Below are 26,874 nucleotides of genomic sequence, written 5' to 3'. Positions count from 1 at the left end.
TATATTTAAAATTTTACAGTCTGATTAATTCGTTCAGAGGCTTCCTCATGCTTTATTACAGACGAGAATAGATTGCCGCGCTTCGTTATACTACGCTCGCGAAGACGGTAATGGGTATTGCAGGTTCCATTTTTCACGCACCGTCTTTGAGGAGGAACGACGAAGCAATCTGAATTATTATCTTATATATAATCATTATCATGAAACCCAGATTTATCTACATTGTAATAAATTACACAAATACAAATTGCTTGTATGTAGGCGTAACCCAAAATGCAAAAAAGCATCCATGAAGATGCTTTTTTATATGTAATCCAATTAAATCTGACTATATAATTTAATCTGTCCAAAGGCCTGATACCTCGTTTTTAAGGTAGGCAATGGCTACGCTGCTTGGGCTTTGCTTATCAAACAGGTCGGTTAGCATCACCTCGCGCAGTTTGTTGGCTGTATCTACACGCTCGCTCATGTTGGTTTTACGAATGGTTTGTATGGTGGCGTTCTTGGCAGTAGTAATAATATCCCAGCATTCTGCCGAAATGTAAATTTGCTGTGTAAGGTTGTGCTCAAATTCCTGCTCTATCTGGCCAATTATGTACTCTTCATAATCATGCTTGTTAGATGATTGCGGCGAAATACGCACCAGTAGTTTTGCAGGGTTAATACGCTCCAGGAACAAAATAAGCCTTTCGTAAGCCTGCAGGCGAAGCGGCAATGCTGTTTTTTGGGCTTCTTTGTGTATTACATAACGGCGGCGGCCTTCCTCATTATCGGTATGCATTTTAAAAAAATAGTACGCCACAAGGCCGGTAATAGCGGCAGGAACAATATACAGGATAAGCTCTATAAGTCGGGTAGTATTCATAAATATAGTTAAACAGTTAAGGTTAGTAATGGTAACGTAAATTAGGCTTATATAATTGTGAAAAGCGAAAATAACGAAATAAGTTATAATTTGCAGTTGCCCTCTAAAAATAATTTTAAGGCTACCTTTGGTTTAACGATATATTTATGAAACAGCGCCTAATTTATCTTGTAATTGCCCTGCTTACCATAATTACAGGACTGCTGGCAAGGCACCGGCAGGATTTATTTCCGGATATGGTTAACCTGTACCTTGGCGATGTGTTGTACGCTTTTATGATGTACTATTTCTACAGCTTTTTGCTGCCCCATACCAAAAGTTTGCACAGGGCTGTTATTGCTTTGGTAACCTGCTATGCTATAGAGGCTTTTCAGTTGTATGAAGCGCCTTGGGCCACAGCATTGCGTGCTACACTATTTGGCAGGCTGGTGTTGGGGTCGGGTTTTTTGTGGAGCGACCTGCTGGCGTATTTTATAGGAATAGTTTTAGCCTTTTGGCCAGACAGGTTTTGGCTTGCTAAAGATGGTGCAGTTGCCTGATGTATGTCGGGTAAAATAGTTATTTTTGCATTTCTCAAAGCTACACAATGGACATCCACAATTATATAAGCCAGTTAAACGAGGCCCAGCAGGCGCCAACCCTTCAAAAAGACGGGCCAATGATTATTATTGCCGGTGCAGGATCGGGCAAAACAAGGGTATTAACCATACGCATTGCCTACCTAATGAGCCAGGGCGTAGATGCGTTTAACATCCTGGCGCTTACCTTTACCAATAAGGCGGCAAAGGAAATGAAAAAGCGTATTTCCGATATTGTGGGCAGTTCTGAAGCCAAGAACCTTTGGATGGGTACGTTTCACTCCATCTTTGCCAAAATACTGCGCTTTGAAGCCGATAAGCTGGGCTTCCCTTCTAACTTTAGTATTTACGACAGCCAGGACAGTGTGCGCCTTATAAGCTCTATCATTAAAGAAATGCAGCTTGATAAAGATGTTTACAAGCCCAAACAGGTACTTAGCCGTATATCATCGTATAAAAACAGCCTTATAACCGTTAAGGCGTATTTTAATAACCCGGAGCTTCAGGAAGCCGATGCAATGAGCAAAAAGCCGCGCCTGGGTGAAATTTACCAGCAATATGTAGACCGTTGCTTTAAAGCCGGAGCGATGGACTTTGATGACCTCCTGCTGCGCACCAATGAGCTGCTTAACCGTTTCCCGGAAGTACTTGCCAAATACCAGGACCGTTTTAGGTACATACTGGTAGATGAGTACCAGGATACCAACCATTCGCAGTACCTTATTGTTAGGGCACTGTCGGATAAATTCCAGAATATATGCGTGGTGGGCGATGATGCCCAGAGTATTTACGCGTTTAGGGGGGCTAACATTAACAACATCCTGAACTTCCAGAAGGATTATGATGGCGTGCAAATGTACCGCCTGGAGCAAAATTACCGATCGTCTAAAAACATTGTTGAGGCAGCCAATGCCATTATAGATAAGAACAAGACCAAACTTGATAAAGTGGTGTGGACAGCCAATGACGATGGCCCGCGCATAAAGGTACACCGCAGCATGACCGATGGCGAGGAAGGCCGTTTTGTAGCCAGCACCATTTTTGAAGAGAAAATGCAAAACCAGCTTAAAAACAGCAGTTTTGCCATTTTATACCGTACCAACGCACAGTCTCGCGCAATGGAGGATGCCCTCCGTAAGCGCGATATTCCGTACCGAATTTACGGTGGCCTGTCGTTCTATCAACGCAAGGAAATTAAAGACGTACTGGGTTATTTAAGGCTTGTTATTAACCCTAAGGATGAAGAGGCGCTAATGCGGGTTATTAACTACCCGGCACGAGGTATTGGCGACAGCACCCTCGAAAAACTTACTGTAGCGGCTAACCATTACGGGAGGTCGGTTTTTGAGGTCATGGAAAATATCGATAAGATAGACCTGAGGCTTAATGCCGGTACCAAGAACAAGCTACACGATTTTGTGATGATGATTAAAAGCTTCCAGGTTATTAACGAAACCCATGATGCCTTTTACTTGTCGGAACATATAGCCAAAAAAACAGGGCTTATACAGGAGCTTAAAAAGGATGCAACACCTGAGGGTATTGCCCGTATAGAAAATATTGAGGAGTTATTAAACGGTATACGTGACTTTATAGAAGGTCAGGTAGAAGTGGACGGCGCAAGGGGTGCATTATCTGAATTTTTAGAAGATGTGGCCCTGGCAAGCGACCTTGACAAAGATACCGGCGATGACGACCGCGTGGCGCTAATGACCATTCACCTTGCAAAGGGGTTAGAGTTTCCGCACGTGTTTATTGTGGGGATGGAGGAAGACCTTTTTCCGAGTGCCATGAGTATGAACACCCGTAGCGAGCTGGAAGAAGAACGCCGCCTTTTCTATGTGGCCCTTACCCGTGCCGAGCACCAAGCGTACCTTACATATGCACAATCACGTTACCGCTGGGGCAAACTGGTTGATAGTGAGCCATCGCGCTTTATTGAAGAGATAACCGATAACTTTTTAGAATACCTTACACCGGCCGAGACCAATTACCGCTACAAGCCCATGATAAACACTGATATTTTTGGCGATGTAGATAAATCAAAGCTTAGGCAGGTAAAGCCTGCTAACGGCACGCCACCAAAATGGATTACTGATAACGACCCAAAACCCGATATGGGCATACGCAGGCTTAAACCTATGGCAACCAATGCGCCTAACAGCCCGGTAGCACACGACAGTAAGCTTGCAGCAGGTAATGTAGTAATGCACGAGCGTTTTGGTAAAGGCAAGGTACTTAACCTGGAAGGCGTAGGCGCCGACAGGAAAGCTGAAATTCAGTTTGAGGTAGGGGGTATCAAAAAACTGTTACTTCGTTTTGCAAAGCTTGATGTTTTGGAGTAAATATATTGCGGGTTTTGAATTGTGGGCTACGAGTTGAAACTTTGAACCGAAACTCAAAACCCACAACTTATTTTCTCTTAGCCTCATTTTCCTGCACCCTAAAGGTAACAATACGGCTTATCAGGTCGATAGGCAAATCTTCATTTATTGGAAACTGCACCGATCCTTTGCCTTGTTTATAGTGGCTTAGTTCGGCTTCAAACTCTTTATGGCCTGTGGGCGTGGCATAAAAACCTATATGGTTTTTGCAACCCGCAAAATACACCAATGGCTTACCGTTTGTTTTATAAGCCGGCATGCCGTAACTAATGCTTTCCTCTGCCCGTGGAGCGGCACTTAGTATTGTTTCCCTGATTTGCCACAACAGTTTTTGGGTAGCAGGAGGAAAGTTTGCAATGTAAGAATCTACAGGGTTCATAATAATCTACAGGGTTCATAATAATCTTTTGTGATTACAATGTACTACAGGCAGTCTACTTTATTAAGAACCTGATCTGATGTTGCATTTTTGTTTTTGTAGCGCCATACGCCATCGCTGCTTTCGGCCATTTCGCCAAATTTCACTTTAGCCTGCCCACCGTCTATTGTAAAAATAAGTTCTTCTTTATTGGTCGTGCCTTCGGCCAAAGCCTCACCAATAGCGGTAACGGTATTTCCGCTTATTACCCCTTTAAATTCGGTTATTTTTTTGTCTTTTTCGGCAGGCAGCCATTTAAAAGTTCCTACAACGCTATCGCCACTTTTAGTAAAATTAAGTACTATACTGTCTTTAGAAACTACATTTAAAAAGCATATTTGCTCAGGCGCCTCAGCAACCGGCGCTTCTGCCTCAACAGTAGTGTCTTCAATAACAGTTTTCTCTTCTTTTTTCTGGCAGCTGAACATCAAAATTCCGGCAGCCAGTAGCATCAATTTATTTTTCATGGTTTTTGTTTTCATAAAAGTAAGGTTTAACCCATAAAAAAAGAACTCTGTTAAGAGTTCTTTAATATATAAGCTATTTTATAAAACCGGTATTATCTATCGTCTTCATCATCCTCATCGTCTTCATCATCAGCAATGTCGCGGCTGCTGCCTTCGCCATCCTCATCATCTTCATCCGGATCAAGTTCAATTACTTCTTTTGCAGGCTCATCATCGTCGTCATCCTCGTCATCGATTTCAAGCTCTTTTAATGCATCCATATCATCTGCCGGATCATCCATATCATCATCGTCAAAATTCTCGATCCTGTCGGCTAATTTAGTGCTCACCTTAACAAGGTATATGGTATCTTCCGTTTTTACTTCAACCGCTTCAATTGTTTCGTTCTTGGCGTTTTTAAAACGGATTATATGCGAATCGTCATATCCGTCCGGAAACCTTTCAACCAGCAAGGTTAAAATTTCGTTGGTCAGTTTAGCGTAATCAACAATAACTCTTTTCATAAGTCAACTATAAATCTAATAAGTAAGCAAATATAAGAGGTGCAACGATAGTTGCATCAGATTCTATAATAAATTTTGGTGTATTGATGTCTAATTTACCCCATGTTATCTTTTCGTTAGGCACAGCGCCAGAGTAGGAGCCGTAACTTGTGGTAGAATCAGATATTTGGCAAAAATAGCTCCAGAAAGGCACATCGTGCATTTCCATATCTTGATAAAGCATCGGTACAACACAGATAGGGAAATCTCCCGCAATACCACCACCAATCTGGAAGAACCCAACGCCATTGCTGCTGTTTTTAGAATACCAGTCGGCAAGATACGTCATGTACTCAATACCTGATTTCATTGTAGAGGCTTTTAACTCGCCTTTTATAACATATGAAGCAAAAATGTTACCCATAGTACTGTCTTCCCATCCCGGTACTATAATTGGCAGGTTTGCTTCGGCAGCGGCATACATCCAGCTGTCTTTAAGATCAATCTCATAGTATTCTTCAAGAACACCGCTTAACAGCAATTTGTACATAAACTCATGCGGAAAGTAACGCTCGCCTTTATCATCGGCATCCTTCCAAATTTTGTAAATGTGTTTTTGCAGGCGGCGAAAAGCCTCATGCTCCGGTATACAGGTATCTGTAACACGGTTTAGGCCCCTTTCCAGCAAATCCCACTCCTGCTGAGGGGTAAGGTCACGGTAGTTAGGCACCCTCTCGTAGTGTGAGTGGGCCACAAGGTTCATGATATCTTCTTCAAGGTTTGCGCCGGTACATGATATAATCTGTACTTTATCCTTACGGATCATCTCGGCAAAAATCTTACCCAGTTCTGCCGTACTCATGGCACCTGCAAGGGTAACCATCATTTTGGCGCCGTCCTGCAATTGCTTTTCATAAGCTTTTGCAGCATCTACAAGTGCCGCTGCATTAAAGTGCAGGTAGTACTTTTCGATAAACTGGCTAATTGGTCCTTTATTCATTTCTGTAAAGTTTGTTTGTTGTAAATATTCAGTAAATCTTTATTTCTTCTCGGTAGTTGTATCGCTGTACCCTAAAATTTTAAGTACATCTTCGGCCTTCTGCTGTTCGGAGAAAATCTCTGTAGCCAGGAAGCCGTTCTCGTCGCGGTCTATCAGGATGTGTTTAGGCTGGGGGATAAGGCAGTGGTGAAGCCCTCCGTAGCCGCCTATGGTTTCCTGGTAGGCACCAGTGTTAAAAAAACCAATGTACAATGGCTTATCGCGGTTGTATTTAGGCAGGTAAATGGCATTTAAGTTTTGCTCAGAGTTGTAATAATCGTCGCTGTCGCACGTCATTCCGCCTAAAAGCACACGCTCATACTGGTCGTTCCATCGGTTAATGGCAAGCATAATAAAACGCTTGTTGATGGCCCAGGTATCCGGCAGGGTGGTAATGAAAGATGAGTCGATCATATTCCATTTTTCCCTGTCATTTTGTTGTTTTTGATAAAGCACCTGGTAAATAGCACCGGCACTTTCGCCAACGGTAAACGAACCGAACTCTGTAAATATGTTAGGTACATCTACTTCGGCCTCATCACACGCAATTTTTATCTGATTGGTAATCTCATCAATCATGTATTGATAATCATACTCAAAAGCAAGCGAGTTTTTAATTGGGAAACCACCACCTATATTAAGGCTGTCAAGGCTTGGGCATTCTTTTTTAAGGTTAATGTACACCTTTAAACATTTAGAAAGCTCGTTCCAGTAATATGATGTATCCCTTATACCGGTATTAATAAAGAAGTGAAGCATTTTAAGCTCTACATTCTTATTTTCCAGTATTTGCTTGCGGTAAAAAGGCAGTATGTTTTTGTAACCGATACCTAATCTTGAAGTATAAAACTCAAATTTAGGTTCTTCTTCGGCAGCAATACGTATGCCGATTTTAAACTTACCGTTTATTTTTTCCTGTAACAGGTCAAGTTCTTCGTAATTGTCAATTATCGGAATGGTTTGCTTGTGGCCATTGTTCATTAGCCTTGCAATATTCTCTATGTACTGGTCTCTTTTAAAGCCGTTGCAAATTACATAAGTATTCTTATTTATTTTACCCGACTCTAACAGTTTTTCTACAATGTTAACATCAAATGCAGCAGAGGTTTCTATATGAATATTGTTTTTAAAAGCCTCATTCATAATGTACTCAAAGTGAGAACTCTTAGTACAGTAGCAATAGTAGTATTTACCATCGTACTTGTTTTTTTCCATCGCATTCCTAAACCAGCTTTTTGCCTTGCGGATGTTAGATGAAATTTGCGGCAGGTAGGTAAACTTTAGTGGAGTACCGTACTGCTCAACCAGTTTCATCAAATCAATATTATGAAACTGTAATGTATTTTCTTTGCTAAGTGTAAACTCTTCTTGTGGAAAGTAAAATGTTTGGTTTATTAAGTCGAAATATTTTGTGTTCATTTTAAGGTATAATGTAAGAATTAAAAAATAGTGTGTGTAGTATCCTATAATTATAGCCTCAATTTCAAACCCTTAAATTAGCATATCGTATCTGGAGCTTTTCGCTGCAGTTTGTACCCAGGTATAAAACCACTTCCCGGTGTATATTCCTGAAAGACAATACAGGCAGCAATATTGTAGCCAAAGACTCATATTTCCTGTTGGCCCCAAAGAGGGAAAACATGTCTTGTTTTATTTTCATCAGGGCAAATGTAAAAAATAATAGTTCGTATTTAAAAACAAATGTCTTAAAAAAATGTTAGTTTTGATAGTCTTTAAACGCATTGATAATAAGATGGTTATCAATTAATTTATCAATAACTGCATTACCAATACCTTCCAGCAGTACAAATTGTACCTTTCCGGCCTCATTTTTTTTATCGTGTATCAGTAAATCTATAATTGCTGTGATGTCATCAGCAGTAAAATCTACCTTAGGGTAAATAGAATTTATAACGTCTTTAATCTCGGTATATTCGCTTTCTGTAATGAGGTTTTTCTCTTTAGAAAAATATGCTTCCAGTATCATACCTATAGCAATAGCCTCGCCGTGCAGCAGGGTTTTTTTATTTTCATTTTCAAGGAAATACGACTCAATAGCGTGCCCCATAGTATGGCCAAAGTTGAGTATTTTGCGAAGGCTTTTCTCTGTAGGATCCTGTATTACCACCTCATTTTTTATTTGAACCGACCGGTGAATTAATACCTCTAAATCAGTTAAGGATAAATTGTTTAAGTCTAAAAAATTATTCCAGTACACGGCATCGGCAATCAGGCCGTGCTTAAGCATCTCTGCAAGCCCCGATCGCATTTCTTCGGCAGGGAGGGTTTCTAAAAACTGTGTATCTATAAGTACCGCAATAGGGTTGTTTATAACGCCAACCTGGTTTTTAAGGGCACCAAGGTCTACACCGGTTTTGCCGCCCACAGAGGCATCAACCATAGCTAACAAGGAGGTGGGCACATTAATAAAATCAAGCCCCCTTTTAAAGGTAGATGCTGCAAACCCGCCAAGGTCGGTCACCACGCCGCCGCCTACATTTATAATAAGGCTCTTACGGTCGGCACCCAGGTCGGTAAGCGCATGCCATACCTGTATGCAGGTTTCAATGGTTTTATTAGCCTCGCCGGCATCAAACTCTATAATTTCTAACGGAACCTCTGTTGCTACCTGAGATAAAAACTCCGGCAGGCAGTGCTGCGAGGTATTTTCATCGCTTATAATAAATATGGTGCTGTAACTGCCCGGCAGGAGCAATTGTTGCAGGTAAGTGTAGCAATCATCATTAAAATATATAGTGTAGCCCGTGCTTTGTATGTGCTGCATTACAGTATGGTATTAAAGAAAGCGCAAAATAAAGTATTTTATATCATTAATTATTATGTAGTATTTATATTTGCACAAATTTTTTGAAAACAATGGAAAAGATTTTCAACAATACGGCAGCTGCCTTTGCTTTAAAAAGCGATACCGAACTGGACAGGGCTTATTTTTTATTTAAGATGATAGCCTCAGAGCCTTTGGTGCGCATAGGTACCGCTGTTACTAATTTTGCGCTTAAAGCCCACCTGCCTGTTGAAGGCCTTATCCGTGCTACGGTGTTTGACCACTTTTGTGGCGGAACAACCGAAGAAGACTGCCTGCCCGTGGTAGATAAAATGTTTACCAAAGGGGTATCATCAGTCCTGGATTACTCTGTAGAGGCAAAGGAAGATGAGTCTGAATTTGATAAGGCCCTTGAAAAAACCTTGAAAACCATAACATTTGCCCAAGAAATTAAGGCAATACCTTTTGCGGTGTTTAAGCCTACCGGATTTGGAAGGTTTGCACTATGGCAAAAGTTAGGGGAGGGCAAAACCCTTACTATTGAAGAGGCCGCCGAATGGAAGCGTGTTACCGACCGTTTTGAAACGGTTTGTAAAGCAGCGCATGAAAATGATGTGGCCCTGCTTATTGATGCCGAGGAAAGCTGGATGCAGGATGCAGCCGACGATCTTGTGGCCGATATGATGGCTAAATATAATAAAGAGCGTGCTATAGTTTTTAATACGCTGCAAATGTACCGTTGGGACAGGCTTGATTATCTTAAAAAATTGCATGAAAGGGCTAAGCAGGAAGGTTTTTATATTGGTATGAAAATAGTTCGCGGTGCTTATATGGAAAAAGAGAACAAGCGTGCTGCCGAAATGGGTTATATATCTCCTATATGTATCTCTAAAGAGGCTACCGATGTTAATTATGACGCTGCTATAGATTATATGGCCGACCATATTGACAGCATGGCCATATTTGCCGGCACACATAACGAAGAGAGCTCTTACAGGCTTATAAAGCTTATGGAACAAAAGGGCATTGCTAAAAATGACCCGCGTGTATTTTTTGGGCAGCTGTATGGAATGAGCGACAATATAAGCTTTAACCTTGCGGCTAATGATTACAATGTAGCCAAGTACCTTCCGTTTGGGCCGGTGCGCGATGTTATGCCCTATTTAATAAGAAGGGCAGAGGAGAACACATCGGTAGCCGGACAAACCAGCCGTGAGCTTAATTTATTAGCAACTGAGCGTAAAAGGAGAAAGCTGGAGGAGTAATTTTGTGGCTTTTAACCACATTTATTGTAGACTTTTCTACATTTTGTGTAGACTTCCACAGTTTTTCATATATAGGTAAAATATGTAAATTGCTGTTTTTTAATTATTTAATCGCGTAAAAGGATAGTTTTATGTATTGGTATGGTTATTTCATATGTATTAGTATAACAATAAATATAAATACGTCATGAAAAATTTATTTCTATCAGCCGCATTAATGTTGTCAATAGCAACTTTCGCACAGACACCAGAACAGAATACTAATACAACAACTGCTCCGGCGCAAACCACGCAAACAGCACCACAACAAGCTGTAACGCCGCAAACACAGCCAGCAGCAACAGCAACTGATGCTACTACAGCAACCGCTTCAGCCGATGAAGGTTTTAAAAAGATCGCACAATCGGAAATTGCAATAGATGTGCTAAGGCCGGCAGTTAAAAAATATGAAGGCTTTTCTCTTGTTGAGGCAATGGTAGCCGAAGACGGTAGCCAGTACAAACTGGTACTAACAAAAGATGGTAAAGATGTTGCTGCCTATTTTAAGAGCAATGGAGAATTTATAAAAGAAGAGACTGTATAACAATTAGTTATTGTCTTTTTACACAAAAGCGGGAGATTTTAAAATCTCCCGCTTTTGTGTTTATATAAGTATGTACTAGTAATATAGCCTGAAGTCAAGCAACTTACACAGGGTGTAATGCTTTTGGTGCAATTCTTCTACAATTTCTATTATATCATCTTCATCCTCAAATAAGCTAAAGAAGGCTTTATCAAGGTTACTGCTGGTTATGTTGCTGTAGGCATCGCCATAACCTGAAATTGCCTTTGCGCCGGTAATATCTAAAAAGTATTGTGCCTCTTCCTCAGTTAAGTCTAACACTTTAGCATTTGCAAAGTGCAATATCTTGCCCTTCATCCTGCCTTCAAAAATCTCGGCTATTTCTTCCAGGCTGTAATAATATCCGTTAAGGCAAATGTTATTGCTTTCTCCCTGCATAATAAGATATATAATTTCATAATTTTTAAAATTATGATCGTCATACAGAAGTGTATTTAAACTTTCCTCCAGACCCTCGATGGTATCGCAGGTTTTATAAATGCTATCAATACCTTGTTCAAAAGCTAATTGTTCTAAATTTTCAAGTGTTTCGGTAGTGGTGTTTATCTCTGTATCGGGCACGGCCTCAAGACAGAAAATAAATTTCTCATAATCCATAAATCATGTTTTGCAATATTCATTAACTAACAAATATAAGTTTTTATTAAAGATGGCGTCTTATACTTTAGCGTACTTTGCTTTGAGTATTAACCGTTATATTTGATTAAAAAGTGAACATGGAAACCCATTTAGAACATGATATTATTTTGGAAGATAACGTTGCTTATTTAAGGCCGTTGCAGGCAGGCGACATTGAAAACTTAATAGAATTTGCCGAAAATGAGCCTGAGCTTTATAAGTATTCATCGGTACCTACTACAGGCAGGGAGAACCTTACTAATTATATTGATCAGGCACTACAGAGGAAGGACACTAAAACCGAATATCCTTTTATTATTTTTGATAAGCGTACTAATGAATATGCCGGTACAACGCGCTTCTATGATATACAGCCGAATCAAAAAACGCTGCAATTGGGTTATACATGGTATGGCGGGCGTTTTCATGGCACAGGGTTAAACAAGCATTGTAAGTTTTTGTTATTGCAATATGCTTTTGAAACCTTACAAGTAGAACGTGTGGAGTTTAGGGCTGATAACGACAACGTAAGAAGTATTGCTGCCATGAAAAGCATAGGCTGCACTGTTGAAGGTGTTATGCGTAACCATATATTTCGGCATGACGGCACGCGCAGAGATACTATACTATTAAGCATACTGCGCGATGAGTGGTTTAATGGCGTAAAAGAAAATCTTTTGAGGAAAATATCTAATTAAATATAATCCTGAAAGGCACAATGTTTATAGCCTTTTTTTCTATCATAAGTTTCAGGTCTTCGCTTAAAAAGTACCATTCTTCTTCGTTGTAATAAGCCGGGTCTTTCTTTTTAATGTAAATATCAATGGTAGGGGTATAGCCCACGTTATCATCAAGGCTGGTTTGTATGCCGTTTTTAACTTCTATAGTAGTTATGGCATCGCCAAAATGATTCTTGCATAAAATAATAATGTCCTGTCTTGTAACCACCCTTTGGTTAGATACCAAATTTTCTCTAAAAGCATATATCTTATCAGAGTTAGAAAGCTCGTCTTTACCGCCCTGCGTTGTAGATAAAAGTACTATGTTATCTTTCTCAAAGTCGCTGCCTTTGTGCAGTACAAGCCTCGAAAAAGTGTTTATATTGTTGGCCTTTTCGCCATTGGTGGTCCAGTATTTTACAAAAAGGTTGCCTTTTTCTGTACTGTTCTTGGTATTGAGTACCAAATACGGGTTATTAATATTCTGCATTCCGGTTTGCGAGAGCTTATTCCTAAACCTGGATATTACCTGGTTGATCTCTTTTAGGTTAGTATCGGTAAAATCGTTGCCAAGCCTGGAAAATGCCGCAGCCTCATCTCTAATAAGGTCTATAAGGTAGTTAATCTCTTCGGTAGCGTTGCGCTCATCAAAACGGGCAATACCGCCAAACCTCAGGTAGGCAAAATCATCGTCTTTTTGGGTCTCGCTGTTTTTTACAATATCAAATTCTTTGTTCTTATCATCGGCAACCGAAAAAAGCTCTAAAAAGAAATCTTCGTTAAGGCTTAACGGATAGATATTTAACAGGTTTTTTATACTGCCCTGTATCTCATTCAATTTCTTATTTATAACAGGGAAACAGTTGTTGGCGCAATAGATCTCAGATAATATGTCGCCACCAATTACATTGGGGAATTCTACGCGTAGCCAAAGTAGTTTTTCATCGGCCATGCGTTTAAAATCTTCCGGTACCAGGATGCCGCGCAGTTCCTGCGGCATGGTGTAATCAGCATCGGTGAGGTTAATAATATTCTTTATAGTAATAAAGTTACGGCTGTAAAAGTCGTTTACCTGCTCCTGTGTTTTTTCTATATGGTAAAAATCTTCCCTGAATAATTCGCTGGCATCGCCGGCGTGGTTATGGTCGTTATTATAGCCCTGAGCGGTTTCCAGCTGATAATCGTTAAAGAACCATTTGGCCTTAGGCAAAAAGTGGAAAAACGTATTCCTGTTGTTAATATTTTTTAGGTAAAAATAAAACATCAGGTCTTTAATAATGTCTTCGCCCTGGTGCTTAATACCCAACCATATAATGCCGTGCGGCGTAGGGTTAATAAAATTATTGGCATTAATCGATTCTTTAAACTGCTCTTTGGCAATCTCCATAACGCCGGTAGGCAGCACAACATAGCTCAGTTTGTTGCGGGTAAGCTTTACAGGGATGGTTGGCCCAAAAAAGTAGTTTTTTATAACACTTTCGGTAGGATTATAGGGGTTGGTTTCCTTTTTTTGGATGTAAAACTGATGATAGTTATTTAAGGTAGCCTCGTTCTCAATAGGGTAAGCCTTTAAGATAGCCCTTGCCGGAGTTGCCTTGGCCGATGCTGTAGGTGTAAGTATATCTACAAGGCGTTCGGTCATCCTTCTCCTGCTGGAAAATATTTCGTTGCTTATTTTTTCCAGTTCTTTGGCGCAAACATCAAAGAGCAGGTTTACAATGGGGTCAAACACATTTTCGAGTTCAATATCAGTATACCCCCATTGTTTGGCGGCGCGCTTAAGCAATCTGTCCTTTATCTGGTCTTTTGATAGTTGGTTCATTGTGAATTATTTAAAGGAAAAAGGCGCTAAAAAATAAGAGCTCTTGTAATAATAGGGTTGGTTGGTTTTGTTTATAATGCCATACACTACAATATCAAGGCGTTTTTTTACCCTGATGTTCTTGGTATAGCTAACAGTATATTCGCTTACGGTAAGGGTAACATCGGTCACTGTAAGGCGGTGCTCGTAATGCTTTACCTTTTCATGTACCGATTCTTTAATCATGTCTTTCAACTGGTTGGCGTTGGCCAGCAGGTTAAAGTCGGTTTCCCAAATAATGGTTCCAAAATCGGTATCGTACTTATACTCCCCAAAAATGGTGGTAATAATAAGCGATATATACTGCGCAAGCGACTCTTCTATAGTTACCTTACGCAGGTTTTGCCCCGCCGAAAGCGCTTTAAAATCAATAGGTATTTTATAATAAAGATCCTTCATGGTGGTGTATCTCAAATTTTATCTCTTCGTTTTCATCAAGGCTAACCTTTACCGTATCTCCTTTTTTTAGCTCGTTGGCTATGATCATCCGTGAAAGCGGCCTTTTTAACTGGTTGCGAATATTACCTTTAATGGGCCTGGCACCATATTGCGGACTAAAGCCTTTTAAAGCAATGAGTTCCCTGTCGGCCTCGTTAATTTCCAGTTGTATATCCAGTTTTTCCAGCAGTTGTACCAGTTCTTTTTTAAGGTGGATGTTAAATATCCTCGATACGCTGCTTTTGCTGATAGGTGCAAACGGAATAATTTCGGTAAGGCGGCCCAGGAATTCCGGCCTAAAGTGCCCTGCCATTAATTGTATCAGGTCGTTAGATTTTGGTATGATATCCTTCTCAAACGACTGCACTATATAATCCGACCCGATGTTTGAGGTAAACAGTATTACTGCGTTAGAAAAATCGCCCTCTTTGCCCAGCCTGTCGTGCAGCTTGCCCTCATCTAATATTTGCAGGAATACATCAAAAACCGACTTATGGGCTTTTTCAATCTCATCAAATAAAACAATAGAGTAGGGCTTTTGCCTGATCTTATTTACCAGTAGCCCGCCTTCTTCGTAGCCTACATATCCCGGAGGTGCACCATATAATAATGCCGCCGAGTGCTCTTCTTTAAACTCTGACATGTCCAGCCTTATAATGGCATTTTCATCGCCAAAAAGAAAATCAGCCAGTGATTTGGCAAGCTCTGTTTTTCCGGTTCCTGTGGGGCCTAAAAAGAAAAACGACCCTATGGGCTGACCCGGTTTTGTTAAGCCCGAGCGCGACTCTAAAATGGCGTCTGCAACTACTCTTACGGCATGGTCCTGCCCAATAACGCGTTGCTTTAAAGTGTTCTCTATATCAAGCAGCCTTTCACGCTCGTCTGATTTTACCTTGCCTGCGGGGATGCCCGTAATACCCGATACCACTATAGATAAATGCGCCGGCAATACAACGTTGTCCTCGCCATTCATAGTTTCTAATTTTTCCAGCATTTGCTGTAAATGGGATAACCTTTCGGTTGAATCTAGCAGTGTAAAATCGCTTGAAGAGCTTTCAGAATCCTCTAAAAACTTACCGGTTTTGCCCTGTATATCGCTGTGCAGCCAAATGGTTTTTTCATCCAGTTCGGTTGCATCCGTAACGTTTTGCAGTTCTTCGACCTGCTTTTGCAGGTTGGGTAAATCTTTGCCAATAGTTTCTTTTGCTACTTTTAAAGATGACATTGTACGGTCTATAAGATCAAGCGCCGAATCCGGCAATGATTTCTCTTTAAGGTAGCGTTTAGATAGGCGTATTGCTTCTTTTAAGCCTTCCTCGTCTATCGTAAAGTTGTGGTGGTCCTGATAGTGATTAACGATGTTTTTAATCATGCGTAGCGCCATATCCTGTGATGGCTCGCTTATTTCCAGTGTTTCAAACCTGCGGGAAAGTGCATCGTCTTTTGCCAGCGTTTTCCTGAATTTCTCTGTAGTTGTCGCCCCAATAAAGGTTATGATGCCTTTAGAAAGTTCCGACTTAATAATACCTGCAATACCCGACCCCTGATTGGCATCAAAAAGTTCGTGAATATCATCTATAAACAGTACGGGCTTTTCGTAATTGCGCAGCTCGTTAAAAAGCTTTTGCAGGCGGTCTTCTACCTCACCCTTATAAGAGGCACCGGCAAATAAAGAACCTGTATTGAGTTCAAAAACAATCGCGTTATTAAAAGCGGTAAGCGTGGTTTTATTGGCAATTTTATTGCAAAAGCCCTCTACAAGGGTAGATTTACCTACGCCTGTTTCGCCAATTATTATAACGTGTGGTTTAAGCTTTCGGCTTAAAACCTCTGTAACTATCTTAAGCTCCTCGTCACGGCCTATAATATTGGCAGCAGGGGTCTCTTTGTAATGTTGTAATTTGTTGGTGCAGTATTTATCTATTACAGATGTACTGCCCGCAGTACCTGTTTTAGATGCAGCAGTTGGCTTAGGGCTGTCCTGACCTGCGCCAAATGCTTTTGTAATATCGTTTGCAGATAAAGGCAGCGACTTTAACTGATCGTGTGAAAAACCAACACCCGGAGTTACAAGTGCGCTTAAAACCGATGCAAAATCTACATCCTTACCACCTTTGCCGGCAAGTTCTTCGGCTTCATCAAGAACCGTTGTTACGCTGCCATCGGGTTCGGCATTATCGGTAGGGCGGGGTGCTTTAGGGTATTCGCTAATGCGGATATCTGCCCACTCATCTAAATAAAAAACATCGATGCCTGCTGCATCCATTTCTTTTAAAAAATTAAATTGCGGATTAAGCAGCGCCTTAAGCAAATGCGCCGGATAATACTTTGCATTAGTATTGGTTTTAGCCAGTTGCTTGGCAATGTATACGGCCTGAACTATATCTTCTGTAATCATAATCAAGGTGTTGGTTAAGGCCTGCGGTTAAGTTGCCTTGCCAGTTCAAGGTCTCGTATAAGGTCTTTATTTTCTTCCTCATACGATTTTATCTGGTTGTTAAGAAGGTCTATTTCCTTTTTAGAATCGTTAACCTGCAAAAGCGCTTTTTTAGCATTTACAAGGTTCTTGATTATTAGTATGGTGTTATCGTACACTTTAAGTTCCTGGTCGGTATCGGCAGGTATCTTTTCGTTTAGTTCTACCAGCTCAAAATTTATTTTTTGCTCTATAAACTGAAAACTCTCGGGCGCCTTATCCAGCGAGTCTACCATCGTGGTTATCTCTTCTACTTTTTCCGAAAACTGTTTCTGGAATGCAAACTGCTCAGTTATCTTATCGTTTTCCTGCTTTAATAACTCATTCTCTTTTAAGGGGAGTTTAAAATTATAGAACAGGGCGGCAATTAATACCCCCGTTGTTATAACAAACATTAAAAGGAACAGTAAAAATGCCGAAAGGCGTTCTTTTTTATTTAAGATATCCATGATGTTGTATTTTTCTATTCAGCTAAAAAAGAAAATGAAGAGTTGTTATCGTTATTATTATCGGAATTGCCAAAGAAACCGCGGGCGGTCTTATCGTTCTGCACCACATTTTCATTTACAAAAATGCCCGTATCGCGTTTTTTGCCAATATAATCCAGCTGATTAAGGATATTAAACAGGTATTCTGATTTAGTAATAAAGGCATTAACCTGTGTAACCACAGGGGCAATATCAAAAGCGCGGTATTTTATATTAATGGTTTCAGAGAACAGCCGCTCGTAATCACCACTGGTGGTATCCGTCCACTCGGAGAAATAGTTGAAAAGCATCTCCTTACCATCACCACTAAAGGAGTCAAAGGTGTTTTTTATAATCCTGGCAAGGCTTACAACATTATTTAAAACCTCCATAGGCCTCATGCTAAAGCTTATCCATTTGTTTTGGTTAATATGCTGCCCGGTAAACATCATGATCCTGCCGCAGGCTTCAAAAACCATATTGGCAATAAGGTTTTCATCCTGGGTATTGTTCCTGAAACGTATTTTTTGAGATATCTGTACCGCGTTAATTTCCAGCTGCTTAAAGAATGCCTCGTAATTTTCGAAAAGGTTTACAAGTTGCGGATGGCTGTTTACGGTTAGTGCAGGGGGTATAAAATCGGTCACGATCTCAAAACTACCCGAAACCGACCTGAATTTTGCCAGCGGAAACTGCATGCTCCCGATATTGTTCTGGTTAACCTCGGCCTCTACAACGCTGGTTAAAAAATAGCGTGGGAGGGCATTGGGAAAACGTGGTGGAACTTCCTCCATGTTCTGCTCGCCGGAAGGTATCCTTTGATACGGGTCTATATTTAACAGCAGGTAATAGGTGCTTTCCCTAAAATCAAAATCGCTAAGCTCTATTTTTTCGCTAAACTCGCCGGTGTAGTCGGTAATTTCTATACGGCCGCCGCCAGGGGTAACCGCTTTTAAAAATTTAATGGTAACGCTAAGCTCGTTATGCGCATCTATAGATATAGCATACTGAAAAGGCCTTGTAAGGTTTGTGGTTAACAGGCCATAATTAAGGTTATTAACGCCAATATTTCGGGCATCCCTAACCATATCTTCTATATTATCCTGAAGGGTAACAAAATGGTTTTTGTTAATCTTCATTCCGTCTATCCAGTTAACCGGAAAGTGTGTTATATTTTCAGCCATTATTGTTGGTTTATATACGTTGGCAAATTATTGTTTCTCCGTCTTTAATATTGTTGGTGTCTACAGCAAGTTCAGGGTCAATATATTCCGATGATCCAAACCATTTCGGCTTGGTATAAAAATACCAACCGTAGGGCTCATTGGCATCATCTACAAAGTGTATCCTGCTGTTAGGATTTTTCTCGTTATAATCATTTATAAAATAATAGAACAGCTTGCCAAATTCAAACGCGCGCGGGGCCTTAACCTTAAAGTTGATGATCTGTTTTTCGTTAGCCTTTTTCTGGAAGATAAGGTTTACGATTATAACGTTGCGCATGTCTGATATCTGAGGGGCCGGATACCTGCCGCTAACAGGGTAAAACCAGCGCTTGTGCAGTTTGGCGGGTATAGATACAGCTGTTTCAAAAAGTACGTAGCAAAAAGTAGGTACAATAAAGGCAAAAGCAGCGCCGGTTAGGTAAAATACATATTCTAACTCGCGGAAATGGCTTACTATCATGACTATAAACGCCACTAAAAATACAGCCGAAACTATAGCTATTGCCAGTTCTTTATAAATAGCCTTAGCCTCAAATTTTTTAAAATACAGGCGGTAAAAGGTTAAGTGAACCGCACCTGCCGCCAGCATGTATACTTGTAATGATATAAAACGGTTGGGTAGCGTTGTACCTTTTAAATTGTATAAAATAGCCCCGAATATTAAAAAAACCAGTCCCTGAATAACTATATAGATAAAATACTTTTTCTTTTCCTGCCTAAACACAGGGGCCTTCATGCCTATAAATACGCACATCATCATTGCAATGGCAATAATAAGCACGATGTACACTAAAATTTGGCCGCCACCTATCTGGTTTAAATATTTTGTCATTATTATAATACTGTTGAAATTCCTAATCTGGATTTATAAAGTGTATCGTCCATGCTAAACAGCTCATCTTCGTGGTTTAAAGAAATAATAAAGCTAAACTGCGCATGAAAAGGAATAAATAAATTAAAAAATGTATTTAAGAACGCCTCAAGTACCTGGCCATTAAAATAATACGGCAAGTTATCGGGGTTTGCCAATGGGCCAATTTTAAAATCGTATTTTTTTAAAAAAATGTTCTCGCTGCTTTCCAGCGTAGTGTTAATACCCATTATCATGTCGGCATTCTGGTTTTCAACATCATAAACGCGTTCCAGTTTAATGTTAGATGTTTTATAAGTAACCTCCTCTAAAAGTATGCTTTGCAGGATACTGCAAATGTGGACTATGTCCTGATTATTGCTGCTTTTTTGTTTCATAAAGGCATAAAACAGTTTAACTACCAATACATCGGGAATAATGGCATCTACACCCAGTATGATCCTTATGATATCGGCAACGCCACCAGTGTTCATAGAAGCAAAAAAATGCGACTCGTATTTTTCTATATCATGCCTAAAGCGAAACAATTCATTTTCCAACGGATTGTAAAAATGTCGCGCTTCCTTTTCTTCGCGCTTTCTTTTTTTAAATTCCTGCACGGGGTCTTCGCGCTCATCATTACCGCGGTAATTGTGGGTAAGGCTCTCGGGCATTATATCATAAATGCTGTCGCGGCTTACGGCAATGTTTAAAATATCGGGGTCGTTAATATCGTTAGTAACATTTAAAATGTCCTTGCTGTACTTTCTAAAAAACAGCCCGCTATTTTTTATAACAATATCTGCATCGTCACTGCCATATTTAATTAGGGCATCAAACAAAAGTTCTGCCCTTACATCAAACGGAGTGAGATGCTTAAAGTTTTCGGTTAAAAATGGGTTAATATCCATGGCACTATTGCGCAAAGCGTCCTGCAGTAATAAAGTTTTTTTCCCAATACGGCTTTTGTAAGCTCGAAATTTCGGTTCCTCCATACCGGTTAGCCGAAAAAAAACGGTCGTTCTGTAAATAGATGCCTACATGCGTTATGATTTTTTCATCGGTAATCCTAAAAAAAACAAGGTCGCCTTCCCTAAGGTTCTCAGTTTGCTTAAACAATTCAATTTTTTTATCCATTGCAATGTCAGATGCCGTGCCCGATAGGTTTTTGCCATACACATAGCTGTAAAGCTCTCTCATAAGGGCAGAACAGTCTATTCCGTTTCGGGTAGTACCGCCATAAATATAGGGCGTGCCTTCCCAGGCTTTAATAAAATTATACAGCTTAACATTGTATATCTGGGGCTCTGTAACAGCCAGCTTTTTTGCAAAATACTGCTTGTCATTATCTGTAAGGGTTGTACTATATATTGGCTTGCCTGATTTGTCTTTTTTAAGGGTAGATTCCGTCGCTACCTGCTCATCAGTTATTACAAATTCTTTCTTACTCTGGCACCCCATTGCCCACATTGCCGTCATTACAACCAATACTGTTTTTTTAAACATTAATTACTAAATTTTACTATTAAGGCTTATCATTTAAACACTATTCAGAAAGTAACTATTATAGGTTTTTACTTTCAAAAATAACATCCTGAATTTTGGTTCAGACTACAATTGTGATGTTAAATTAGTACGTTTTTATGTTAATCAATTGCTTTTAACTTTTTATTAAAACGAATTTAACGTTCTCTAATTGCTTGGTTTTGAAGCATTAATAAGCTATGTTAATTTTGACAAAAATGTTTGTTAAAGTGCAGCCTACATTAAAATTTAAATCTTTGTTTTGTTACATAATTAGCAGTTTTACCAAAGAGTAATTGTACTTATGTTAAACAATTACCTACAATTTAAATGAAATACTCAGAATTTAAATGAATAAGGGACCGCAAATAAAAACTCATTTTGACTTAAAAGTTTTACTCTTTATGGGAGGACTATTACTATTGTCGGGTGTTTTGCTTGCCTTTAAAATGAACAGCGCCAGCAATTGTACTGTTAACGATTTTAAGATAGATGCACCATCTTTTAAAGCCGGCGAACTGATTACATTTTCTGATATTTCTGATACGGGTTATGAGTGGACATGGAGCTTTAATGACGGTACTCCGGTATCGTACCGCTCTAAAGTTGGACATGCGTTTTCCGGCCCTGGTAAATACAAAGTAAGGCTGGTTATAAACAACACCTGTAACGTAGAAAAAACGATTACTATTGTGCCAAGGGTTAATGTGGTAAACACAGCAATATTGCCCAAATTTTTTGCCCCTAAAGTGGTTAAAGAAGGCGAGCAGATACAGTTTAAAGATTCTACTGCTAATGCCACCTCGTGGGAGTGGCGTTTTGAGGACAGCTCTAAAATAAACTCGATAGATAAAAACCCTACTTACACGTACCGTACACCGGGAGAAAAGGTGGTATCGTTAGTGGTAAACGGCGATGTTAAAAATGTTCAGTTTGCAAAAATCACTGTGCTGCCTATTAAAAAACAGCCAAAGGATATCGTTTCTGAAAGGATAAAACGCCGCAACAGCGTTAGGGTAGACCCCGTTGAAGAATATTACAGCAACGTGCCCGATGCCCCTAAGCGCAGTGCCGAGATACCCGGAATTAACGAGGTTAAGCTGGAAGGCCTGATAATGGGTGTGGCAGAAGACAAACTAACCTACCAAAACCTTACACGATATTTTTGCAGCGATGCCCTGCCTTTGGTAGAGCTTAAAAAAGGCAAGGTAATAACGCTGGAATCACTGGATAAAGACATCCGTAAAAAATCGATAAAGATCAGGAGTATAGGCCTTGTAAGGGATGCCGACGGTTGTGTAACAATGATTAAGATAAACTACAAGTTTAAGGGCCTTTTTTAAACTAACCTTTTTATAAATATTAATACAAGATACAATGGCAAATTCATTTTCAAATAGTTACGGTATTGGCGGTAACGAGGTAAGGCAGGAAGGGCAGGAGAGTATACTGGAGATCCCTCAAAACAAAACACTTATAGCGCAAAAACTTACTCCTAATACGCCTGCAAGGCCGGAAATTGTTACAGGCCTGGAAACGATGGACGAGGTCTTTGAGCACTATAACCCTAAGGTTAAAGTAGCTTTTGAAGATAACAACGGCCACATTACAAGAGAAGAGCTTGCTTTTAAAAACGTAGGCGATTTCTCTATAAAAGGCCTTACGGCGCAAAGCCCTTTCCTGTTAGACCTAAAAACCAAGAATGAGCAGTACCAAAAAATGATAAAGCAGCTTAAAACCAACAAGGTGTTAAAGCTTGCCTTACAGAACCCGGAAGCAAAACAATCTATTATTGATGCGATAGAAACACTGATTAAAGAGATAGAACAAACCGATAAATAATTAGCATTATGATAAATCAGGAAGGTGCTAAGGCATCAATAAACAATATACAGGAGACTAAAACATTAGCTCCTGCAACCCTTGAGCAAAGCTTAGATTCATTTATTCAGTACGGTGGTTTCGACCTTTTAGAGGGCGCTATAGAAGGCGTGCAGAATTTAAACCCTGAGCGTAAAGCACGTAAAAATATATTTTTAAGCGAATCAAGCAAAAAAGCCGAGCGCGCCGAACTAAAAACGGTGCTAAAACTTTGGGCAGAGTCGTTAAAGGCATCTGATAATCTTTTGGACCTTGTGGCAGAAACTACAAAAAAATCAGAGGATACAGAGGCAGCCCTAAAGAAAAACCTCGCTGCGGCCGTGGCAGAATCGCGCGAGCTGGAAGAAAGCTACCGCACACTATCGTTATTTTACAAAAATACCGAGGCCAGCAAGCTTAAAAATATCTCGATAATGAATGCCGAGCTGGATCAGTTAAAAGACCTTGACAACTCACGCTTTATAGATAATATACAGGAAGAGCTTGTAAATGGTTACGACCGTTTAGACCTTAGGCAAAATTACTCATTACTGGTTATACCGGGTTATCTTGGCTCTAATAAAGTAATTGAGAAATGGGGTAAAATAGCTTATGATAACAAAGTAATGCTTATTACCGATTTTCAGCACCTTGATGAACCGGATGATGTTATGGAAATGTTCGAGTCGGCTAACCTTACAGGTGGCGATACGTTCCGTTCTAACGTTATGATGGCATGTAACTGGCTTGTGGGCAGGGGCAAACATGATGAGATAGACGAGGAGGATCACCTTTACGTTCCGCCATCTACAGCGCTTGCCGGTAAAATATATAATACACTAATGTCTCAGGTTACTGCCGGTAAAAAATTTGGTGGTATTAACGAGGTAGATGGTGTAAAATTCGACCTTAAAAAGAGCGAGATAGCCAACTTAGAGAACCTTGGGCTTATACCTATGGTTAACGAGTATGGCAAAGTAATGGCGTTCTCTGGCAAAACGCTCTTTAATGGCGATAACCTTGGGCTGCAAACCTACTCGGTAGTTCGTGTGTTTGATTATGTTACTAAAGTATTAATGGACTTTTTAAACAGGCGTGCTTTTGAGAATTTTAACGCAAAAACACGTAAAGAGATATTAAACCAGGTGGTAAAATTCCTTGATAATGTTACTGGGCCTGATAAATTAATCGAAGATTTTGAGGTTAAAAGATTTGAGCAGGACCCTAACCAGAAAGACAGGATTTTTCTTGATATCCGATTAAAGCCTTACTTCCCGGCCAAGAACTTCTTAATTAAAATGGATGGGCAAAAAGGCGATGACGGTAACGAATGGGATACCGAATATGCGGAAAATTAAAACGCGCATTTTTTGAATTAAATTCAGTTAATAAATAATTAAACAACACATTTACAATAATTTAACGTATATAAATGAGATTGTATCAAAATAATTACGTAAATTAGATATAAGATAGCACATAATAAATCACCCTACTTACTTCCAACTTCCTTATTAAATTATAAACTTTAAATATTTTATTATGTCATTCAAATCAAAACTAAAAGTTGGCGGAAAAGAATTAAACATTCTTAACGCATCGTACAATCTTCACCAGGAAATAGACGCAACCGGCCGCCCATCATCAGTAACCCGTGGCGGAACTATCGATCTTACTGTAGAGTCTACAGGCGATTCATTCTTCTTTGAATGGATGACCAATAACTTCGAAAGAAAAGATGGTTCAATCCAGTACGTTAAGCGTGATACTGACGCGAAACTGAAAGAAATGAACTTTAAAGAAGGTTATCTGGTTAACTACAAAGAAAGTTTTAACGCTGCAGACGGCAGCCCGCTTACAGAAACCTTTACAATATCTGCAAAAGAACTTTCATGCGGTGGCGGCGAGCACGTAAATGAATGGGTGTAATTAAATTACAATTTACTTATTTAAACTAATAATAAAGGGTTTGGTTTGCAAATCATCCCCTTTATTATTGTTAGTTATTGTTTTAATTTAAACCATTTATATATGTCATTTTTAGCAAAGCTTGAAATAGATGGGGAGGTTATGAATGTGTTGGAATTTCAATGCACTCTTGGCCAGGATACCGATAAAAGCGGTAAACCATCGGCAGATCCCGCAGGCGGAAAAATTCGTGTAGTTATTGAGTCTACAAAAAGCACCATGCTTTTTGACTGGATGGTAAGCAATTCTCAAACTAAAAATGGCAAACTAACCTTTTACAGGAGGGATGCGATTTCTAAAATGCGCGAACTGCAGTTTAAGGAAGGTTACTGTATTAGGTACGACGAGGTTTTTGTTGCCTACAACACAATGTCTATGAAAATTGAGGTAGTTATATCTGCAAAAGAGATCAACATGAACGGGTCTCAGTTTGCAAGGAACTGGCCTCTCAAATTCTAAGGGCTATGGACGAATTAGAAACTAATTTTTTTGCAGGCTTAAGCTGGCACTTTGGTGGGGGTAAACCCTACATGAGTGGTACCGCGGGCATTGGCATCAGTAAGCGTATCAATTCGGTACAGCCGGGTGTAAATTTCTCGGTTAACTTTTACAATGGTGGTATAGGCACGTTGTCTAACAGCAGTAAAATGAATTACGATACCGTTTTTACCGGCAAGATAACCGCAGGCTCAGGCCGGGGCAACCCCATGAGTGTTTACCCGCTGCATGTAGATAGCGGTACCGGTATGGAAGACCGTTTTCAATACTCGGCAACCATTGGTACCAACCTTATCCTAAACAACAGCGGCAGGAACCAACATGTAGGCTTTGTACAGCTCCGCGCAGGCGATTTTAGTTTCCAAACCTATAACGACTTTGGTGCTTTTAAAAAAATAGGCATAGCTGATGGTTATGACCGTTGGTGGACAGGCGGCGGCAATTTTACCTTTGGCGCAAAGAACAGTCCGTACCAGCTTATAATTGCCAGTGACGTGTTTACAGCCGATACCGATTCTTTTAGTGAAACCGACAGACTGGCCGCAGAGCAAAGTCTTGAAAGTTTTAATAAGACAAATACAGGTAATTGGTTTGAAAGGACATCATCACGCGCATTTGATTATACGCCTACTACGGCCACAGAAGTAGATTCTGATTTTTTAAAGCGAAGCCGGAATAATACCCCGTGGGATGCCAATATGCATTCGTTTGACCTTAACCAGGGGCGCACCTCGTTTAGGGGCCATACTCCCGAGGGAAATTTTGGTGTAAATGGGTTGGGTGCAGGGCATATGTATTCTCAGGAAATTATACACCGTGCCATTAACTTTCACCTTATACCGTCAGAAAGGCCCAACTATTGGGAGTTTCAGGTTACGCCAAAAATGCAAAAAGGGTTTTAAATGAAAAAGTATACCATGGTTATTTTGGTAGGGTTGTTTTTTTCGTGCGCTGCAAAGCATTTTAGTAAAGGAGACTATACTTTTTATGATGAGAACTTCAGGCTACAGCCCGATGCACCCTTAAAAACCAATGGTGTTTACGTTTTAGAAAGTATATGGACTGATGCAAACGGAGATACTACCAAAAAGCCTGATGTGCATAAGTTTTACAGATTTTACAACACCGGACAGTGTAACTTAGTGGTAGACCCTGATAATAAGATTAGCACTAACCAGCAATATATTGAGACAGTAAAAGCTGCATCGGATAATAGTGATAAAACTTTATTTGAGGCCTATTATAAGCTTCAAGGCGAAAAAATAGTGATACAAAGCTTGCAGGCACATCCTGTAAAGCAGTTTGAATACAAGTACGGTTATATAGCTAATGAACAATTAGTTATAGTAAAAGCCACTATTGATGGAAAAGGGAAATTTGAAGATAAATATTTTACAGATTATTACAAGGAGACTTACAAATTTGCGCCTATAGATAATTTAAACGATTACCCTAACTGGTAAA

29 protein-coding genes are annotated in these 26,874 nt (G+C 39.9%); 12 read left to right on the top strand and 17 right to left on the bottom strand.

Features of this window, described 5'->3' with window-relative positions; all coding sequences use genetic code 11:
* Positions 1 to 337: 337 nt before the first annotated feature.
* A complete protein-coding gene (locus tag FMM05_RS05580; protein WP_143372357.1) occupies positions 338 to 865 on the bottom strand; it encodes a DUF7935 family protein in 528 nt (175 codons plus the stop codon).
* Between the two features lie 146 nt (positions 866 to 1,011).
* Here FMM05_RS05580 and FMM05_RS05575 point away from each other — a divergent pair, with 146 nt between their 5' ends.
* Positions 1,012 to 1,404: a ribosomal maturation YjgA family protein gene (locus FMM05_RS05575; RefSeq protein WP_143372356.1), complete on the top strand. Its 393-nt coding sequence runs from the start codon at positions 1,012 to 1,014 to the stop codon at positions 1,402 to 1,404.
* A gap of 53 nt (positions 1,405 to 1,457) precedes the next feature.
* Positions 1,458 to 3,788, top strand: coding sequence for an ATP-dependent helicase (locus tag FMM05_RS05570; RefSeq protein ID WP_143372656.1), 2,331 nt, complete (start codon positions 1,458 to 1,460; stop codon positions 3,786 to 3,788).
* Between the two features lie 67 nt (positions 3,789 to 3,855).
* Here FMM05_RS05570 and FMM05_RS05565 read toward each other — a convergent pair whose 3' ends face one another.
* From FMM05_RS05565 to aroB, 7 genes are all read right to left on the bottom strand, one after another.
* Complete coding sequence (locus FMM05_RS05565) at positions 3,856 to 4,206, bottom strand: iron chaperone (protein WP_143372355.1); 351 nt, start codon at positions 4,204 to 4,206, stop codon at positions 3,856 to 3,858.
* 44 nt (positions 4,207 to 4,250) lie between these two features.
* Positions 4,251 to 4,727: a hypothetical protein gene (locus FMM05_RS05560; RefSeq protein WP_143372354.1), complete on the bottom strand. Its 477-nt coding sequence runs from the start codon at positions 4,725 to 4,727 to the stop codon at positions 4,251 to 4,253.
* A gap of 77 nt (positions 4,728 to 4,804) precedes the next feature.
* Positions 4,805 to 5,215 (bottom strand): DNA primase, encoded by a 411-nt coding sequence (locus tag FMM05_RS05550; protein WP_185965513.1) that lies wholly within the window; start codon positions 5,213 to 5,215, stop codon positions 4,805 to 4,807.
* A gap of 7 nt (positions 5,216 to 5,222) precedes the next feature.
* Positions 5,223 to 6,194, bottom strand: a complete 972-nt coding sequence (locus FMM05_RS05545) for a deoxyhypusine synthase family protein (RefSeq protein WP_143372353.1) — start codon at positions 6,192 to 6,194, stop codon at positions 5,223 to 5,225.
* 39 nt (positions 6,195 to 6,233) lie between these two features.
* Positions 6,234 to 7,652, bottom strand: a complete 1,419-nt coding sequence (locus FMM05_RS05540; RefSeq protein WP_143372352.1) for an arginine decarboxylase — start codon at positions 7,650 to 7,652, stop codon at positions 6,234 to 6,236.
* Positions 7,653 to 7,716: 64 nt separating this feature from the next.
* Entirely contained in the window at positions 7,717 to 7,893 is a 177-nt protein-coding gene (locus FMM05_RS20935; protein WP_185965512.1) for a hypothetical protein, read from the bottom strand.
* Positions 7,894 to 7,950: 57 nt separating this feature from the next.
* On the bottom strand, positions 7,951 to 9,018 hold the full coding sequence (gene aroB, locus FMM05_RS05535; RefSeq protein ID WP_143372351.1) for a 3-dehydroquinate synthase: 1,068 nt from the start codon (positions 9,016 to 9,018) through the stop codon (positions 7,951 to 7,953).
* A gap of 92 nt (positions 9,019 to 9,110) precedes the next feature.
* On the opposite strand from aroB, the gene FMM05_RS05530 reads away from it, so the two are divergent.
* Both FMM05_RS05530 and FMM05_RS05525 read left to right on the top strand, forming a co-directional pair.
* Positions 9,111 to 10,283, top strand: a complete 1,173-nt coding sequence (locus FMM05_RS05530) for a proline dehydrogenase family protein (protein ID WP_143372350.1) — start codon at positions 9,111 to 9,113, stop codon at positions 10,281 to 10,283.
* Positions 10,284 to 10,470: 187 nt separating this feature from the next.
* Positions 10,471 to 10,866 (top strand): hypothetical protein, encoded by a 396-nt coding sequence (locus FMM05_RS05525; protein ID WP_143372349.1) that lies wholly within the window; start codon positions 10,471 to 10,473, stop codon positions 10,864 to 10,866.
* A gap of 75 nt (positions 10,867 to 10,941) precedes the next feature.
* Here FMM05_RS05525 and FMM05_RS05520 read toward each other — a convergent pair whose 3' ends face one another.
* Positions 10,942 to 11,502 (bottom strand): DUF6642 family protein, encoded by a 561-nt coding sequence (locus FMM05_RS05520; protein WP_143372348.1) that lies wholly within the window; start codon positions 11,500 to 11,502, stop codon positions 10,942 to 10,944.
* A 119-nt stretch (positions 11,503 to 11,621) separates the two neighbouring features.
* On the opposite strand from FMM05_RS05520, the gene FMM05_RS05515 reads away from it, so the two are divergent.
* The gene (locus FMM05_RS05515; protein ID WP_143372347.1) at positions 11,622 to 12,221 is read left to right on the top strand and encodes a GNAT family N-acetyltransferase; all 600 of its coding nucleotides are present in this window, start codon (positions 11,622 to 11,624) and stop codon (positions 12,219 to 12,221) included.
* On the opposite strand, the gene FMM05_RS05510 is transcribed toward FMM05_RS05515, so the two are convergent.
* The 8 genes from FMM05_RS05510 to FMM05_RS05475 are packed head-to-tail and all read right to left on the bottom strand — an operon-like array spanning position 12,214 to position 21,066.
* A complete protein-coding gene (locus FMM05_RS05510) occupies positions 12,214 to 14,064 on the bottom strand; it encodes a type VI secretion system baseplate subunit TssF (protein ID WP_143372346.1) in 1,851 nt (616 codons plus the stop codon). The two genes, FMM05_RS05515 and FMM05_RS05510, sit on opposite strands and share 8 nt — an antisense overlap.
* Positions 14,065 to 14,070: 6 nt before the next feature.
* A complete protein-coding gene (locus tag FMM05_RS05505) occupies positions 14,071 to 14,502 on the bottom strand; it encodes a GPW/gp25 family protein (RefSeq protein WP_143372345.1) in 432 nt (143 codons plus the stop codon).
* The gene (locus FMM05_RS05500; protein WP_143372344.1) at positions 14,483 to 16,939 is read right to left on the bottom strand and encodes an AAA family ATPase; all 2,457 of its coding nucleotides are present in this window, start codon (positions 16,937 to 16,939) and stop codon (positions 14,483 to 14,485) included. The genes FMM05_RS05505 and FMM05_RS05500 overlap by 20 nt, the downstream gene beginning before the upstream one ends.
* A 14-nt stretch (positions 16,940 to 16,953) precedes the next feature.
* Entirely contained in the window at positions 16,954 to 17,466 is a 513-nt protein-coding gene (gene tssO / locus FMM05_RS05495; RefSeq protein ID WP_143372343.1) for a type VI secretion system TssO, read from the bottom strand.
* 14 nt (positions 17,467 to 17,480) lie between these two features.
* A complete protein-coding gene (locus FMM05_RS05490) occupies positions 17,481 to 18,668 on the bottom strand; it encodes a hypothetical protein (RefSeq protein ID WP_143372342.1) in 1,188 nt (395 codons plus the stop codon).
* 10 nt (positions 18,669 to 18,678) lie between these two features.
* The gene (locus FMM05_RS05485) at positions 18,679 to 19,542 is read right to left on the bottom strand and encodes a TssN family type VI secretion system protein (protein ID WP_143372341.1); all 864 of its coding nucleotides are present in this window, start codon (positions 19,540 to 19,542) and stop codon (positions 18,679 to 18,681) included.
* A 2-nt stretch (positions 19,543 to 19,544) separates the two neighbouring features.
* Complete coding sequence (locus FMM05_RS05480) at positions 19,545 to 20,471, bottom strand: hypothetical protein (RefSeq protein ID WP_143372340.1); 927 nt, start codon at positions 20,469 to 20,471, stop codon at positions 19,545 to 19,547.
* A 4-nt stretch (positions 20,472 to 20,475) separates the two neighbouring features.
* Positions 20,476 to 21,066, bottom strand: coding sequence for a C40 family peptidase (locus FMM05_RS05475; RefSeq protein WP_143372339.1), 591 nt, complete (start codon positions 21,064 to 21,066; stop codon positions 20,476 to 20,478).
* A 422-nt stretch (positions 21,067 to 21,488) separates the two neighbouring features.
* Here FMM05_RS05475 and FMM05_RS05470 point away from each other — a divergent pair, with 422 nt between their 5' ends.
* From FMM05_RS05470 to FMM05_RS05440, 7 genes are all read left to right on the top strand, one after another.
* Positions 21,489 to 22,427, top strand: coding sequence for a PKD domain-containing protein (locus FMM05_RS05470; RefSeq protein ID WP_185965511.1), 939 nt, complete (start codon positions 21,489 to 21,491; stop codon positions 22,425 to 22,427).
* Between the two features lie 34 nt (positions 22,428 to 22,461).
* Entirely contained in the window at positions 22,462 to 22,926 is a 465-nt protein-coding gene (locus FMM05_RS05465) for a hypothetical protein (protein ID WP_143372337.1), read from the top strand.
* An 8-nt stretch (positions 22,927 to 22,934) separates the two neighbouring features.
* Positions 22,935 to 24,302, top strand: coding sequence for a DUF5458 family protein (locus FMM05_RS05460; RefSeq protein ID WP_185965510.1), 1,368 nt, complete (start codon positions 22,935 to 22,937; stop codon positions 24,300 to 24,302).
* Positions 24,303 to 24,486: 184 nt separating this feature from the next.
* Positions 24,487 to 24,873: a type VI secretion system tube protein TssD gene (gene tssD / locus FMM05_RS05455; RefSeq protein ID WP_143372336.1), complete on the top strand. Its 387-nt coding sequence runs from the start codon at positions 24,487 to 24,489 to the stop codon at positions 24,871 to 24,873.
* Between the two features lie 102 nt (positions 24,874 to 24,975).
* Entirely contained in the window at positions 24,976 to 25,371 is a 396-nt protein-coding gene (gene tssD / locus FMM05_RS05450) for a type VI secretion system tube protein TssD (RefSeq protein ID WP_143372335.1), read from the top strand.
* Between the two features lie 5 nt (positions 25,372 to 25,376).
* Positions 25,377 to 26,312 (top strand): polymorphic toxin type 23 domain-containing protein, encoded by a 936-nt coding sequence (locus FMM05_RS05445; protein ID WP_143372334.1) that lies wholly within the window; start codon positions 25,377 to 25,379, stop codon positions 26,310 to 26,312.
* Positions 26,313 to 26,873, top strand: a complete 561-nt coding sequence (locus tag FMM05_RS05440) for a hypothetical protein (RefSeq protein WP_143372333.1) — start codon at positions 26,313 to 26,315, stop codon at positions 26,871 to 26,873.
* The last annotated feature ends 1 nt before the right edge of the window (position 26,874 follow it).

It is taken from the genome of Flavobacterium zepuense (assembly GCF_007097145.1).
Classification (GTDB): Bacteria; Bacteroidota; Bacteroidia; order Flavobacteriales; family Flavobacteriaceae; genus Flavobacterium; species Flavobacterium zepuense.
Note: the sequence above shows the minus strand (reverse complement) of the source record. Positions and strands in the feature narration are given on the sequence as shown.

Bases quoted from the DNA above. Each gene is read 5' to 3' on its own strand.
- FMM05_RS05580 (WP_143372357.1), bottom strand. From the start codon at position 865: ATGAATACTACCCGACTTATAGAGCTTATCCTGTATATTGTTCCTGCC.
- FMM05_RS05575 (WP_143372356.1), top strand. From the start codon at position 1,012: ATGAAACAGCGCCTAATTTATCTTGTAATTGCCCTGCTTACCATAATT.
- FMM05_RS05565 (WP_143372355.1), bottom strand. From the start codon at position 4,206: ATGAACCCTGTAGATTCTTACATTGCAAACTTTCCTCCTGCTACCCAA.
- FMM05_RS05560 (WP_143372354.1), bottom strand. From the start codon at position 4,727: ATGAAAACAAAAACCATGAAAAATAAATTGATGCTACTGGCTGCCGGA.
- FMM05_RS05550 (WP_185965513.1), bottom strand. From the start codon at position 5,215: ATGAAAAGAGTTATTGTTGATTACGCTAAACTGACCAACGAAATTTTA.
- FMM05_RS05545 (WP_143372353.1), bottom strand. From the start codon at position 6,194: ATGAATAAAGGACCAATTAGCCAGTTTATCGAAAAGTACTACCTGCAC.
- FMM05_RS05540 (WP_143372352.1), bottom strand. From the start codon at position 7,652: ATGAACACAAAATATTTCGACTTAATAAACCAAACATTTTACTTTCCA.
- FMM05_RS20935 (WP_185965512.1), bottom strand. From the start codon at position 7,893: ATGAAAATAAAACAAGACATGTTTTCCCTCTTTGGGGCCAACAGGAAA.
- aroB (WP_143372351.1), bottom strand. From the start codon at position 9,018: ATGCAGCACATACAAAGCACGGGCTACACTATATATTTTAATGATGAT.
- FMM05_RS05530 (WP_143372350.1), top strand. From the start codon at position 9,111: ATGGAAAAGATTTTCAACAATACGGCAGCTGCCTTTGCTTTAAAAAGC.
- FMM05_RS05525 (WP_143372349.1), top strand. From the start codon at position 10,471: ATGAAAAATTTATTTCTATCAGCCGCATTAATGTTGTCAATAGCAACT.
- FMM05_RS05520 (WP_143372348.1), bottom strand. From the start codon at position 11,502: ATGGATTATGAGAAATTTATTTTCTGTCTTGAGGCCGTGCCCGATACA.
- FMM05_RS05515 (WP_143372347.1), top strand. From the start codon at position 11,622: ATGGAAACCCATTTAGAACATGATATTATTTTGGAAGATAACGTTGCT.
- FMM05_RS05510 (WP_143372346.1), bottom strand. From the start codon at position 14,064: ATGAACCAACTATCAAAAGACCAGATAAAGGACAGATTGCTTAAGCGC.
- FMM05_RS05505 (WP_143372345.1), bottom strand. From the start codon at position 14,502: ATGAAGGATCTTTATTATAAAATACCTATTGATTTTAAAGCGCTTTCG.
- FMM05_RS05500 (WP_143372344.1), bottom strand. From the start codon at position 16,939: ATGATTACAGAAGATATAGTTCAGGCCGTATACATTGCCAAGCAACTG.
- tssO (WP_143372343.1), bottom strand. From the start codon at position 17,466: ATGGATATCTTAAATAAAAAAGAACGCCTTTCGGCATTTTTACTGTTC.
- FMM05_RS05490 (WP_143372342.1), bottom strand. From the start codon at position 18,668: ATGGCTGAAAATATAACACACTTTCCGGTTAACTGGATAGACGGAATG.
- FMM05_RS05485 (WP_143372341.1), bottom strand. From the start codon at position 19,542: ATGACAAAATATTTAAACCAGATAGGTGGCGGCCAAATTTTAGTGTAC.
- FMM05_RS05480 (WP_143372340.1), bottom strand. From the start codon at position 20,471: ATGGATATTAACCCATTTTTAACCGAAAACTTTAAGCATCTCACTCCG.
- FMM05_RS05475 (WP_143372339.1), bottom strand. From the start codon at position 21,066: ATGTTTAAAAAAACAGTATTGGTTGTAATGACGGCAATGTGGGCAATG.
- FMM05_RS05470 (WP_185965511.1), top strand. From the start codon at position 21,489: ATGGGAGGACTATTACTATTGTCGGGTGTTTTGCTTGCCTTTAAAATG.
- FMM05_RS05465 (WP_143372337.1), top strand. From the start codon at position 22,462: ATGGCAAATTCATTTTCAAATAGTTACGGTATTGGCGGTAACGAGGTA.
- FMM05_RS05460 (WP_185965510.1), top strand. From the start codon at position 22,935: ATGATAAATCAGGAAGGTGCTAAGGCATCAATAAACAATATACAGGAG.
- tssD (WP_143372336.1), top strand. From the start codon at position 24,487: ATGTCATTCAAATCAAAACTAAAAGTTGGCGGAAAAGAATTAAACATT.
- tssD (WP_143372335.1), top strand. From the start codon at position 24,976: ATGTCATTTTTAGCAAAGCTTGAAATAGATGGGGAGGTTATGAATGTG.
- FMM05_RS05445 (WP_143372334.1), top strand. From the start codon at position 25,377: ATGGACGAATTAGAAACTAATTTTTTTGCAGGCTTAAGCTGGCACTTT.
- FMM05_RS05440 (WP_143372333.1), top strand. From the start codon at position 26,313: ATGAAAAAGTATACCATGGTTATTTTGGTAGGGTTGTTTTTTTCGTGC.